This window comes from Tsuneonella amylolytica (assembly GCF_003626915.1).
Lineage (GTDB): Bacteria > Pseudomonadota > Alphaproteobacteria > Sphingomonadales > Sphingomonadaceae > Tsuneonella > Tsuneonella amylolytica.
In genome coordinates this window covers 1,679,257-1,692,160 of sequence record NZ_CP032570.1, presented here as the reverse complement: position 1 = coordinate 1,692,160, position 12,904 = coordinate 1,679,257, and the positions used below count along the sequence as shown (strand labels likewise).

General features: G+C 68.7%; 12 protein-coding genes and 1 tRNA gene. 2 read left to right on the top strand and 11 right to left on the bottom strand.

The window, feature by feature from the left end; translation table 11 throughout:
- Positions 1–34: 34 nt before the first annotated feature.
- From D4766_RS08315 to pepN, 9 genes are all read right to left on the bottom strand, one after another.
- Positions 35–108, bottom strand: a tRNA-Gly gene (locus D4766_RS08315).
- A gap of 71 nt (positions 109–179) precedes the next feature.
- On the bottom strand, positions 180–842 hold the full coding sequence (locus D4766_RS08310) for an OmpA family protein (RefSeq protein ID WP_120717037.1): 663 nt from the start codon (positions 840–842) through the stop codon (positions 180–182).
- Positions 839–2,740 (bottom strand): cation:proton antiporter, encoded by a 1,902-nt coding sequence (locus D4766_RS08305; RefSeq protein ID WP_120717036.1) that lies wholly within the window; start codon positions 2,738–2,740, stop codon positions 839–841. Before D4766_RS08305 ends, D4766_RS08310 begins: the two co-directional genes overlap by 4 nt.
- 100 nt (positions 2,741–2,840) lie before the next feature.
- Entirely contained in the window at positions 2,841–3,371 is a 531-nt protein-coding gene (locus tag D4766_RS08300; protein WP_120717035.1) for an adenine phosphoribosyltransferase, read from the bottom strand.
- Positions 3,372–3,384: 13 nt separating this feature from the next.
- Complete coding sequence (locus D4766_RS08295; protein WP_120717034.1) at positions 3,385–4,269, bottom strand: cytochrome c1; 885 nt, start codon at positions 4,267–4,269, stop codon at positions 3,385–3,387.
- Between the two features lie 27 nt (positions 4,270–4,296).
- A complete protein-coding gene (locus D4766_RS08290) occupies positions 4,297–5,616 on the bottom strand; it encodes a cytochrome b (protein ID WP_120717033.1) in 1,320 nt (439 codons plus the stop codon).
- A gap of 20 nt (positions 5,617–5,636) precedes the next feature.
- Positions 5,637–6,233: a ubiquinol-cytochrome c reductase iron-sulfur subunit gene (gene petA / locus D4766_RS08285; protein WP_120717032.1), complete on the bottom strand. Its 597-nt coding sequence runs from the start codon at positions 6,231–6,233 to the stop codon at positions 5,637–5,639.
- A gap of 236 nt (positions 6,234–6,469) precedes the next feature.
- Positions 6,470–7,138 carry a peptidoglycan editing factor PgeF gene (pgeF, locus tag D4766_RS08280; protein WP_120717031.1) on the bottom strand — a complete coding sequence of 223 codons (669 nt, stop codon included), beginning with the start codon at positions 7,136–7,138 and terminating at the stop codon, positions 6,470–6,472.
- Positions 7,131–9,785, bottom strand: coding sequence for an aminopeptidase N (pepN, locus tag D4766_RS08275; protein WP_120717030.1), 2,655 nt, complete (start codon positions 9,783–9,785; stop codon positions 7,131–7,133). Before pepN ends, pgeF begins: the two co-directional genes overlap by 8 nt.
- A 52-nt stretch (positions 9,786–9,837) precedes the next feature.
- On the opposite strand from pepN, the gene D4766_RS08270 reads away from it, so the two are divergent.
- Positions 9,838–10,620, top strand: a complete 783-nt coding sequence (locus D4766_RS08270; RefSeq protein WP_120717029.1) for a Rossmann-fold NAD(P)-binding domain-containing protein — start codon at positions 9,838–9,840, stop codon at positions 10,618–10,620.
- Here the strand turns inward: D4766_RS08270 and D4766_RS08265 are convergent.
- Together D4766_RS08265 and D4766_RS08260 are read right to left on the bottom strand one after the other, a co-directional pair.
- Positions 10,595–11,536: a DMT family transporter gene (locus tag D4766_RS08265; RefSeq protein ID WP_234024749.1), complete on the bottom strand. Its 942-nt coding sequence runs from the start codon at positions 11,534–11,536 to the stop codon at positions 10,595–10,597. The genes D4766_RS08270 and D4766_RS08265 overlap by 26 nt on opposite strands.
- Positions 11,533–12,528 (bottom strand): threonine aldolase family protein, encoded by a 996-nt coding sequence (locus tag D4766_RS08260; RefSeq protein ID WP_120717028.1) that lies wholly within the window; start codon positions 12,526–12,528, stop codon positions 11,533–11,535. The genes D4766_RS08265 and D4766_RS08260 overlap by 4 nt, the downstream gene beginning before the upstream one ends.
- Positions 12,529–12,579: 51 nt before the next feature.
- Here D4766_RS08260 and D4766_RS08255 point away from each other — a divergent pair, with 51 nt between their 5' ends.
- Positions 12,580–12,888, top strand: coding sequence for a GNAT family N-acetyltransferase (locus D4766_RS08255; RefSeq protein ID WP_120717027.1), 309 nt, complete (start codon positions 12,580–12,582; stop codon positions 12,886–12,888).
- Positions 12,889–12,904: the final 16 nt, after the last annotated feature.

The following is a 12,904-nucleotide window of genomic DNA, read 5'->3' as shown; positions in this document are numbered from 1 at the left end:
GGTTCGATCGGGTCGCGACTTTGAAGGAGGGGGCTGGAGCGGGTAAGGGGAATCGAACCCCTCTAGCTAGCTTGGAAGGCTAGAGCATTACCACTATGCTATACCCGCCCGCTCGTGGTCGCTCCCTCAGATGACGACCGGAGCCGCGCGATTGCCACGGGGCGGGCGCAGCCGTCAACTCACTCTTTCGATGTCGGGCCCGTGACGGGTTCGGGTGACGGGTCGGGGCCGGCCAGTTCGTCGACCAGCGTGCCTTCGGGTTCCTGCACCGCCGGCGGGGTGCCGGGCGGTACCGCGATCGTCATGTCGACCCGGCGGTTCTTCGCGCGGCCGGCCTCGTCGGGGGTGCCGTCGGGGCGCGCGTTGGGGGCGACCGGGTTCTGCTCGCCGAACGCGATCACGGTAATCCGGCCTTCGTCCACCCCGTTCTCGACCAGCCAGTCGCGCACCGCTTCGGCGCGAGCCTTCGAGGCGCGCTCGTTCGCGGTGTCGCTGCCCGCGCTGTCGCTATGCCCGCCCAATGTGATCGCGCCGCCGGCCTTCATCTGTTCGGACGCGAGCGCTTCGCGCAGGGCGGCAATGGCCGGTTCCGGCAACTCGCTGCCGCCGTCGCCGAACCCTATGGACAGTTCCAGCGGCACCATCGGGGTCGCCGCTTCGCGTTCGATCCCTACGTCGTCGCGGATAATCGAAACCTTGTCGCCGCTCGGGCTGGCCGAAGGCGTGGCGACGGGCGCGGGCGCTGGGTCGCTGCGGTCGCACCCGGCGAGTGCGAGTCCGGCGGCAAGGATCAGGCTGGAACTTGCGATGACGCGTCCGCGGGGCATGGTCTTCTCCGTCATGTGGTGGCCTCCCGCGGCCGGTCGGGCGAACCGTCGGGCGACCGCTCGGCAGGCCGTTCGGACTTCGCTGCCTTGCGCGCCGCATTCTTCGCCGCGGCGGCTTCGGGCGTGCGTTCGGCGGCAGGGGAATACGAGATGACCGTGTCGTCCGCCCGCGGCTGGGGCTGGGTGGCGTGCGTGAAGAAGCGCAGCGTGCCATCGGGCCGGACGATCAGCAGCATCTGCCCCGCCTCGGGCAGCCGGTCCTTCGCATCGTCGAAGCCGAACCGGTCGGACAGCCGCGTCTTGCGGAACACCCAGCCCTCGGCCTGCTTGGCGAGGAGGTCCTCCACCCCGAAGCCGGCCTTGAACAGCGCCCGTCCGCGCAGGCTTTCGGGCAGGCGGCTCTTGTCGTGCTCGTTGCCTTCCTCGCCCAACTGGTAGACCGAATCGCGGCCGAAGACGTGCGCGAACTCGTTGCAGACGAGCGTGTTGTACGCCTCGTTCTCGGTCGCCGCGACGAGCGACTGGTACGGCGCGAGATCGAGATCGTGCTCGGTCGCTTCGTGCAGGATCTCGCCGTGATAGAACGGCAGGCCCGCCTGGCGGACGCGGCTCAGACGCTCCCAGCTCGAATCGGCGATGGTGACCGGTGTGCCCAGTTCCTGCATCTGGCGGGCGAGCGCGATCGTCCAGCGGGTCGCGCCGACGATCAGCAGGCCGGGCCGGCTCGATCCCTTGATGCCCAGCAACCGCGCGACGATGTTCATCGTGAACCCGTGCGCGACGATCGTCGCCACCACGACCGCGAAGCTCAGGCCGATGAGGATGTTGCCGTCGGCATAGCCGAGGTCCGCGAGGCGCAGCGCGAACAGGCCGCTGATCGCCACCAGCACGATACCGCGCGGCGCGATCCACGCGATGAACAATCGCTCGCGCCACGGCAGCGAGCTGCCGATCAGGCTGAGCAGGACCGTCGCCGGACGGATCACGAACAGCAACGCGAGCAGAAACAGCCCGAACCGCCATTCGAGGTAGCGCAGGTCTTCCAGCTTCAGGCTGGAGGCGAGCAGGATGAAGATGCCCGACACCAGCAGCACCGCCACGTTCTGCTTGAACGGGTGGATGCTGCGCAGCGACTGCACGTTCATGTTCGCGAGCGCGACGCCCATGACGGTTACCGAGATGAGGCCGGCCTCGTGCTCGATGAGGTCGGCGCCTACGAATACCGCGACCACCACGGTCAGCAGTACCGGCACCTTCAGGAATTCTGGCACCACGCCGCGCGGGAAGGACCACGCGATCGCGCGCGCCGCGGCGTAGCCGAGCACGGCTGCGAGCACCGCCGCCAGCAGCAGGGGTGGCACGATCTCCAGCGCCGTGTATCCGTTCGCCGACTTGCGGAAGTATTCGTAGGCGATGACCGCGCACAGCGCGCCGGCGGGATCGTTGACGATCGATTCCCACTTGAGGATGGCGGCCGGGCGCTGCTGAACGTTCGCCTCGCGCAGCAAGGGAATGACCACCGTCGGGCCCGTCACCACCAGAATGCCGGCGAACAGGATCGCCACCGGCCACACGAGGCCCGCCATGTTGAGCGCCACGCTGCCGAGGAACCAGCCGATCGGCACGCCGAACGCGAAGAGCCGCCAGACCGCGCTGCCGGCGTGCGACCATTCACGGAAATTCAGGCTGAGACCGCCCTCGAACAGGATCAGCGCCACGCCGATCGAGATCATCGGGGCGAGCATCGGCCCGAAGGTCGTCTCGGGGTCGAAGATATGGAGGACTGGCCCGGCGAGAAAGCCGGCAATGAGCATGAGCACGATCGCCGGCCAGCCGGTTCGCCATGCGATCCACTGCGCGCCGATACCAAGCACGCCGACCAGCGCGATCACCAGAGCCTGTGCCTGTTCCATCTACCCCCCTGACGGTCGCAGAAAGCCCGTCCGAACGCAAATGCACCGGGAGGGGCGAAGGTTTCCGCCTTTTGCCCGCCGGTCCGGCGAGCGCGCGCGATCAGTGGCCGGGGAACGCCATCAGGGCGTCGACCGCGAGACCCGCGGTGCGCAGCCGGTCCGCCCCGCCGAGGTCCGGCAGGTCGATCACGAACAGCGCCGACTCCACTCTCGCGGCTGCGCGGCGCAGCAGTTCGGCGGCCGCCAGCGCAGTACCGCCGGTGGCGATGAGATCGTCGACGATCGCCACCCGCGCACCCGGCGGGATGGCGGTGGGGTCGATCTCCAGCCGGTCGGTACCGTATTCGAGATCGTAGTCGATGCCGATGGTGGGCCCCGGCAGCTTGCCGGGCTTGCGCACGGGGACGAAGCCGATGCCGAGTTCGATGGCGACCGCCGCGCCGAAGATGAAGCCGCGGGCTTCCATCCCGGCGACAAGGTCCGCCCCGCGCGCCCGTTCGGCCAGGTGACCGACGCTGGCGCGCAGGCCCTCGCCATGCGCGACGAGGGTCGTGATGTCGCGAAAGAGAACGCCCGGTGCCGGGAAATCAGGCACCGAGCGCACGAGGTCCTTCAACTGGTCCGGGGTCATGCCCCGTGCGTCCTCAGCGGACGACCTTGGCCTTCTTCGGCTTGATCGCAGCCCACACCTGGTTCTTGGCGAGGTAGGCGAGAATGGTGGCGAAGATCAGGAAGCCGAGCACCGGGAAGCCGACCTGGCGGCGCTTCTCGAGCTTGGGCTCGGCCGTCCAGGTCATGAACGCGGTCACGTCTTTCGCCATCTGGTCGACCGTCGGCGCCGGGTTGCCCTCGGCATAAGTCACCTGACCGGCGGCGGTCAGCGGCGGCGGCATCGCGATGTTGAGGTTCGCGAAGTACGGATTGAAGTGGCCGTTGGGCGGCGTGGTGAATTCGGGGAATTCCTCCTTCACCGTTTTCCCGCCGATCGTGAAGGTGTCGAGGTTCCGGTATCCCGTCAGCAGCGAATAGACGTAGTTCGAGCCGTCGTGGCGCGCCTTCGTCATCAGCGACAGGTCGGGCGGCACGGCGTTGTTGTTGGCGGCGCGCGCGGCGACGTCGTTGGGATAAGGATCGGGGAAGTAGTCGGTCGGCAGGCCCGGGCGGGTGTTCGCCTCGCCCGTGGTGGGATCGACCCCGGGAACCTGGAAGCCCGCGGCGATCGCCTTCACCTCGGCATCGGAATATCCGAGCGCGGTGAGATCGCGGAAAGCGACGTACTTCAGGCCGTGGCACCCGGCGCACACTTCCTTGTACACCTGCAGGCCGCGCTGCAGCTGGGCCCGGTCGAAGCGGCCGAACAGCCCGTCCGAGGGCAGGTTCGCGTCGCGCGGGGGCAGGTGGAACTCGTGCTCGGCCGTCGGCTCGACGAACTTGCCTTCCGAAATGACGGTGAAGAGGCCGGTAAAGAAGGCCCACATCGCCATGACCGCGAAGAACACGCCGGCGAGGATTCCGATGATACGGATCATTGTCTTGTCGCTTTCCCTAGGGCCGTGTCACACGCCGACCGGTTCGGCGTTCTCGCCGAGCACCGCGGTCTTGTCCTCGCCGAGCACCGCTTCGGTGATCGAATACGGCAGCGGTTCGGGCCGCTCGATCATGCTGACGATGGGCAGGATGACGAGGAAGTGGAGGAAGTAGTACGCCGAAGCCAGCTGGCTGAGCATGATGTACGGTTCTTCCGCGTGCGCGCCGCCGAGGTAGAACAGGGCGACCATGCACGGGATCAGCCCGAACCAGAAGAACTTGCGGAACAGCGGACGGTAGTGGCCGCTGCGGACCGGACCCTTGTCGAGCCAGGGCAGGAAGAACCACACCAGGATCGCGCTGAACATCGCCATGACGCCCAGGAGCTTCGCCTCGATGATGACGATGTTCGTGAACGGGATGTGCAGGTCCACCGTGAACGCACGAAGGATCGCGTAGAACGGGTAGAAATACCATTCCGGAACGATCAGCGCCGGGGTGCTGAGCGGGTTCGCCTCGATGTAGTTGTCGGGGTGGCCCAGCATGTTCGGCATGAAGAACAGGAAGGCGCAGTAGAGGATCAGGAACACGCCGAGTCCGAACCCGTCCTTCGCGGTGTAGTACGGGTGGAACGGGATCGTGTCGGATTCCTGCTTCACCTCGACGCCGGTGGGGTTCGAGGAACCGGGAATGTGCAGCGCCCAGATGTGCAGCACCACGACGCCGGCGATCACAAACGGCAGCAGGTAGTGCAGCGAGAAGAAGCGGTTGAGCGCCGCATTATCGGGCGCGTAGCCGCCGAGCAGCCAGATCTGGATCGGCTCGCCGATGACGGGAATAGCGCCGAACAGGCCGGTGATGACCTTCGCGCCCCAGAAGCTCATCTGGCCCCACGGCAGCACGCAGCCCATGAACGCGGTGGCCATCGCGAGGAGGAAGATCACCACGCCGAGCAGCCACACCATCTCGCGCGGAGCCTTGTAGCTCGAATAGAAGAACCCGCGGAAGATATGCAGGTACAGCACCATGAAGAAGAAGCTGGCGCCGTTGGCGTGCGCGTAACGCAGCATCCAGCCCCAGTTGACGTCGCGCATGATGTGTTCGGTGGACGCGAAGGCGACCAGGCCGTTGGCGGCATAGTGCATCGCCAGCACGACGCCGGTGACGATCTGCAGCACCAGGCAGAAGCCGGCGAGCACGCCGAAGTTCCACATGTAGTTGAGGTTGCGCGGCACCGGATAGCCGCCGCCGATCGCGCCGTAGACGAGGCGCGGCAGGGGCAGCTTCTCGTCCATCCACTTGGTGAACGCGGTCTGCGGTTCGTAATGCTTGGCCCAGGGGAAGCTCATGGTGGGTGCTCTCTCTCGCCTCAGCCGACCTTGACGACGGTGTCGCTGATGAATTCGTAGTCCGGAACCTCGAGGTTCGTGGGCGCCGGACCTTTGCGGATGCGCGCGGCGGTGTCGTAGTGCGAACCGTGGCACGGGCAGAAATAGCCGCCGAACTCGCCGCGCGGCTCGCCTTCGGCGGCGCCCAGCGGGACGCAGCCAAGGTGCGTGCACACGCCCATCGTGATGAGCATGTCGGTATGGCCTTCCTTGGTCCGCTCTTCCAGCGTCTGCGGGTCGCGCAGATCGCCCAGCGGAACGGCGTCGGCCATCTGGATTTCCTGCGGCGTCAGGCGGCGCACGAACAGCGGCTGCTTGCGGAAGATCGCCTTGATCGCCTGGCCCGGCTGGATCGCCGAGACGTCGACCTCGGTGCTGCTTTCCGCGAGCACGTCGGCGCTGGGGGCCATCTGGCTGATGAGCGGAAGGAGGACGATCACGCCGCCGGTGCCCGCCGCGGCGACCGCCGCGATGTTCAGGAAGTCGCGCCGGCGAACATGGTCTCCGCCGCCTTCGCCCTCGACCGCAACGGTCCCGGGGATGGCGTCGGGGTTCGCGGTGCCAGTGGTGTCAGCCATCGGTGGTGCCTTGCCCTAACGATTGAGCGCCCGCGACGAAACGAGCGGATAGATACTTGCCGACCGGCCACGATCCGAAGCTGCAATGCCCCTGTTTCGCGGTTCACTCGCAGGATGGGCACGCGCCCGCCCCCAGTGCCGGTTTGCGGCGCGCATAAACGCAAGTTGCCACCTTGCCAACCGCCATTGTGGCGCAATTCCGACCGCTCTGGCGCCCCCGGCTCCGCACCTTTGCGTCAGGCGATCCCGATCACCGAGATCTGCCGCCCGCCGGTCGGTTCGCCCCGATGGGTCGCCCGGCGATAGGACCGGAAGGTGCCTTCCTCGGCGTAGGTGTCGCGTTCCGCGACCTCGACGATGCCCACGCCCGATTCGGCAAGCCGCCAGGCGACGAAGCCGGCCAGGTCGAACTGCCAGTGGCCGGCGCTTCCCGGGGCGAAGAACCGTTCCGCCCCGGATGGAAACGCATCGTGCATGTCCGCGCCCACTTCGTACGAAGCCTGCGCGATGCACGGTCCGATGGCGGCCGCGATCCGTTCGGCCCGGGCGCCCAGCGCGATCATCGCGGCGACCGTGTTGCCGATCACCCCGCCCGCCGCGCCGCGCCAGCCCGCGTGCGCCGCACCGACGACGCCGGCTTCGCGATCGGCGAGGAGAACGGGCGCGCAGTCGGCGGTGACGATGCCGAGCAAGAGGCCGGGCACCTCGGTGACCAGCGCATCGGCAGCCGGCGGCGCGGCGCCGTCGTCCCACGGGCCGGTGATCGTCGCGACATCGGGCGAATGGACCTGCCGCACCGTCACCAGCGGACCCGGCAGCGGGCGGTTGGCGGCGGTGAGCCCGTCCTGGTCCGAAAAGCCGTGCGGCAGACCCGCCAGCGCCCGCGCTTCGATGAGGTCAGCCAAGCGAGCGGCTCACCTGTTCGAAGGTATCGCGCGACAGGCCCCCGGTCGCGGCGATCCGTTCCAGCTCGCTTCGCATCATCGCCGCGCGGCCCGGCTCCACCCGCCGCCAGCGCCCGAGCGGCGGCACGAAGCGCGCGGCGGTCTGCGCATTGAGCGGGTCGAGCGCGAGTATGAGGTCGGCGATGATACGGTAGCCCTCGCCGCTCGCGTCGTGGAATGCGTGCGGGTTGCCGGCGAACGCCATGTACAGGCTGCGCACCCGGTTGGGGTTGCGCAGCGAGAAGTCGGGATGCTTCGCCAGCGCCTTCACGTGTTCGATCGCGGCGGGGTGGAGCGAGGCGGCTTGCAGGCTGAACCACTTGTCGATCACCAGCGCGTTGTTCCGGTAGCGGTTGTAGAAATCGATCAGCTTGTTCGTCCGCTCGATTCCGTCGAGCCCACACAGCACCATCAGCGCGCCCTGCCGGTCGGTCATCGTCGTCGCGGCGTCGTATTGCGCCGCGGCCATCTTCGCGGCCCGTTCGGGGCTGCCCGCGGCAAGGTAGACGAGTGCCTGCGTCTTCACCTTGCGCGCACCGCGGGCCTCGGCGGTCATGCCGTCAGACAGCTTGCTCGCCCGCTCGTGGAGCGCCGCGAGCGCATCCTCCAGCCGCACGCCTAGCCATGCCTTCAGCGCCTCGCGCGCGGCGTGGATGCGCCCGGGGTCCGAGACCAGCAGCTGTTCGGCGATGTAGGTCTGGCTCGGCAGCATCATAAGCTCGCCGCGCATCTGGTCGTCGAGGCCCTCGTCGGCGAGGATAGCCTCGAGCGCCCCGCCGATCGCCGCGCGCCCGGCATCGCGGTCCGTATCGGACAGCCCGCCGCCGACTTCGGCGACCAGATGCCCGACGATCAGTTCCTGCATCGCCTCGTACCGGGCGAAGGCGTCGTCATCGTGCGCGGCGAGGAACACGAGATCGTCCGCGGACACCGCGCGCTCGATCGACACGGGGGCCGAGAAGCCGCGATTGATGGACAGCACCGGCGCATCGGCGAACCCGTCGAACGCGATCGTCTTGTCGGCGCCGTCGAGCACGACGAGCTGTTCGCCGCGGTGCTTGCCGGTCGCGCGGTCAAACAGCGCGAGCTTCAGCGGGATCGGCATCGGCAGCTTGGCGAGCTGGCCGGGGGTCGCGGGGATTTCCTGCCCGAGCGTCAGTGTCGCCGTATCGCCGTCGTGCGCCAGCGCGACCTCGACCTTCGGTGTGCCGGCCTGGCTGTACCAGCGGCGGAACTGCGCAAGGTCGAGCCCCGCCCCGTCCTCCATCGCCTTCACGAAATCCTCGCAGGTCGCCGCCTCGCCGTCGTGGCGCTCGAAATAGAGGTCGGTGCCCTGCCGGAAGGCTTGCGGCCCCGCCATCGTGCGCATCATGCGGATGACCTCGGCGCCCTTGTTGTAGATGGTCGAGGTGTAGAAGTTCGAGATCTCGCGGAAGCTGTCGGGGCGGATGGGATGCGCCAGCGGGCCCGAATCCTCGGGAAACTGGATGCTGCGGAGCAGGCGCACGTCCTCGATCCGCTTGACCGCCTCACCCTGCATGTCCTGGCTGAAGAGCTGGTCGCGCAGCACCGTGAAGCCTTCCTTCAGGCTGAGCTGGAACCAATCGCGGCAGGTCACGCGGTTGCCCGACCAGTTGTGGAAGTATTCGTGCGCGATCACGCCCTCGATCCCGTCGTAGTCGCCGTCGGTGGCGGTTTCCGGATCGGCGAGGACGTACTTGGTGTTGAAGACGTTGAGGCCCTTGTTCTCCATCGCCCCCATGTTGAAGTCGCCCACCGCGACGATGTTGAACAGGTCGAGGTCGTATTCGCGCCCGAACGTCTCCTCGTCCCATCTCATCGACTTCTTGAGCGATTCCATCGCGTGCTGCGTGCGCGGCAGGTCGCCTTCGCGCACGTAGATGTTCAGTTCGACCGCGCGGCCGTTCATGGTGGTGAAGCTGTCGGTGCGCGCGACGAGATCGCCCGCCACCAGCGCGAAGAGGTAGCTCGGCTTGGACCAGGGATCGTGCCATTCGGCCCAATGGGTTCCGTCCTCGCCCTCGCCGGTCGCGACCCGGTTGCCGTTCGACAGCAGCACGGGGAACTGGTCCTTCGGGCCCGCCATCCGCACGGTATAGGTGCTGAGCACGTCGGGCCGGTCGGGGAAGAAGGCGATGCGGCGGAAGCCCTCGGCCTCGCACTGGGTGCAGAGCATCCCGTTCGAGGCGTAGAGGCCCATGAGCTGGCTGTTCTCGGCCGGCGCGATCCGGGTCACGACAGTGACCTCGTGTCGTTCGTGGGCGAGCGGGATCACGAGATCGCCATCTTCCATCCGCCAGTCGCTCGCGCCTTCGCCGTCGATCTCGACCGAGACCGGCTCCAGCCCGTCGCCATTGAGGCGCAGGACGTCGGCTCCATCGACCGCGGGGTTGGGTTCGATCGCCAGCGTGCAGGTGACCCGCGTGCTCTCGATCCCGAGTTCGAACTCCAGCCGCGTGACGGGCACGAGCCAGGGGAACGGCGTGTAGTCCTCGCGCCGGATTACAGGCGGTTCTTTGGGCATCGGCGGCGCGTCGGCCATCTCGGGGTTGCCGTCGGGGGTGGAGGGTGTGCGGGCGATATCCATGATTATCCGTTCGAACCTTATCGTGAGCCTGTCGAGACGCTAAACGCACGACATGGCGCATATGTTCATCTTCGGGCTCGGTTACAGTGCAAAGGCGATCGTCGCGGCATTGCCGGACGGCTGGACGGTGGAGGCGACGGGGCGCGACGGCACGGTAGATTTCGCCGATCGGGACGGGGTGCGCGCGGCGCTGGGCCGGGCGGATCACGTGCTGTCGTCGGTCCCGCCGCAGGAGGGGGCCGACCCGGTGCTGGCGTCCTACGGCGACGAAATAGGCCACCGCTGGCTCGGCTACCTGTCCTCCACCGGGGTCTACGGCGACGCGGGCGGGGCGTGGGTGGACGAAAGCTCGCCGACCGGCGGCGGGCGGCGCTCGGCGCGGGCGGAGGCCGATGCGGCATGGCTGGATCGGGGGGCGCGGGTGTTCCGCCTCCCCGGCATCTACGGCCCCGGCCGCAGCGCGCTCGACCGGGTGCGCGAGGGCAAGGCGCACCTGATCGACATGCCGGGCCAGGTATTCAGCCGGGTCCACGTGGCCGACATCGCGGCGGGCGTCGTCGCCGCGCTCGATGCGCCGGCCGGTGCCTACAACCTTGCCGACGACCTGCCCGCGAGCGGCAACGCAGTGACCGAGGAGGCGTGCCGGCTCCTCGGCGTATCGCCCCCGCCGCTGCAAACGATGGACGAGGCCGGCCTCAGCCCGATGGCGCGCGGATTCTATGCGGAAAACCGCCGGGTCTCGAACGGCAAGGCGAAGCGGGTTCTCGGCTGGGCGCCGCGCTATCCGAGCTACCGCGAGGGGCTGGCCGCTATTCTGATGGCGGAGCGGGGTTAGGCGCAGCCGCCACCTGCCGGGCGCGCAGCGCGACGACCATGCCCGCGGTCGCCAGCAGCGCGCCGCCGACCGCCAGGGCGGACCAGCGATACCCCTCCAGCACGGTCGAGATTGCCATCGCCACCACGATCACCAGCACGCCGTTGTACGCCGCCCGCCCCGCGCCGATCTCGCGCACGAGCTGGTAGTAGAGCGGGAACGTGGTGACCGTGCCGGCCAGCGCGAGCCACGCCGTGCCTGCCCAGAACCAGCCCGATGCGGGCAGCTGCGGCGACCCCGCCAGCGCGAACGCCACCGCGGCATCGATGCCGACCCCGTAGAGGATCGCCCATGCGAGCAGGCTGACCAGCGGCACGTCGCGCCCCGCCGGTCCCGCCTGCAGCACGTTCGACAGCGATGCCGACAACATCCCCGCCAGCGCCAGCGCGGCGCCGAGCGCGACGTTGCCTTCGAGCGGAGCCTCGCGCGCCTCGTTCGCCAGCAGCAGGCCTATCCCGCACAGCGCGATCGCGCTGCCGAACATGAAGCGCGGGGTGACCGCCTGCCCCAGCAGCGCGCGGGCGAACAGCGCGTTCGAGACGAACATCATGCCGATGATGAGGGCCACGATGCCCGAGGTGAGGTGCTCTTCCGCGGCATAGACGAAGGTGAAGTTGAGGCAGAACTGGAACAGCCCCATGACCATCGCGAGCCGGTGCGCGCGGCCCGGCATGGCCAGCGACTTGCCCATCAGGATGGCCAGCGCGAACATCGCCGGGGCGGCGAGCGCGAAGCGGTAAACCACCGCCCAGTGCCGGTCGACGCCGGCGATCTGCCCGCGAATGACGTACCAGGTCGATCCCCAGATGAGCGCGGTGACGACGAACGGGATCGCGATGCGCGGCCGCAGCAGCGCGTGCGCGGGCGCGCCCGTCACAGCCCGGCGATCGCCTGTGCGAGCGCCTTCGCGTCCGCTTCGCGCGTGTTCCAGGCGGTCACGAAGCGCGCGGCGTCGCTGCCCCAGTCGTAGAAGCCGAAGCCTTGCCCGCGCAGCGTCTCGCGCTCGGCCCCGGTCAGGCGCACGAACAGCTCGTTCGCCTCGACCGGGTGCATCAGCCGCTCGCCGCACGCCTGGCCGATCTCGGCCGCGGCGGCGTTGGCATGGCGCGCGTTGGCGAGCCAGATGTCGCCGTCCAGCATGGCGGCGATCTGCGCGGCGAGGAACCGGCCCTTCGATTGCAGGTGCCCCGCCCGCTTGCGGCGATAACGCGCCACGTCGGCAAGGTCGGGGCGGAAAAATACGATCGCTTCGGCGGTGAGGCCGCCGTTCTTCACGAAACCGAAGCTCAGCGCATCGCACGGCCCCGCCGCTTCGGCCGGCGAGCAGCCGAGGAACGCGGCCGCATTGGCGAAGCGCGCGCCGTCGACGTGGAAGCCCAGTCCCCTGGCCCGGGCCGTCTCGCCCAGCGCCACCAGTTCGGCGGGGCGATAGGCGCGGCCGTATTCGCTCGCCTGGGTGACGCTGAGCGCGTGGGGCTGGACCTGGTGCACGTCGTCGCGGATGGGATCGACGACCGCGCGCACCGCCGCAGGCGTCAGCTTCGCGCCTTCGCCTTCGGCCAGCAGCAGCTTGGCCCCGTGGAGGTAGAACCCGGGCGCGCCGCCCTCGTCGACCTCGATATGCGCCTCGCGGTGGCACACGACCCCGCCGTGGGGCGGGCACAGGGTGGCGAGCGCAAGGCAGTTCGCCGCGGTGCCGGTCGCGACCCACAACACCGCCGCCTCGCGCCCGAACAGCTCGGTGAACCGCGCGTCGAGGCCCTGCGACATGGCATCCCCGTCGTAGGGCGGCTGCGCATCGTCGGCGGCGCGCATGGCGTCCCAGACGGCGGGATGCACGGCGGCGACGTTGTCGGAGAGGAACTGCATGACGGAACGCCCCTAGCTGCCGGCGCGTTCGCCGGGAAGAAGGAGATAGGCATGGCCACCGAAGGACTAGAAATTACCAGCACCGGCGACGCGGCGAGCGGCGAATACCGCGCCACGCTGCCCGGAACCGATGCGGTAGGCCGGTTGACATGGAAGGCCCGCGGCGAGGCGCGGATCGCCGACCATACGCTGGTCCCGCCCGAGATCGGTGGGCGTGGCGTCGCGGCCGCACTGGTCGACGCATTGGTGGCCGACGCGAAGAAGGAGGGCTTCAAGATCGTCCCGCAGTGCAGCTACGTCGAGGCGCAGTTCCGCCGCCATCCCGAATGGTCCGACCTGCTGGCGGGCACCCCGTCCTGACGGGAGGCCGATGCGC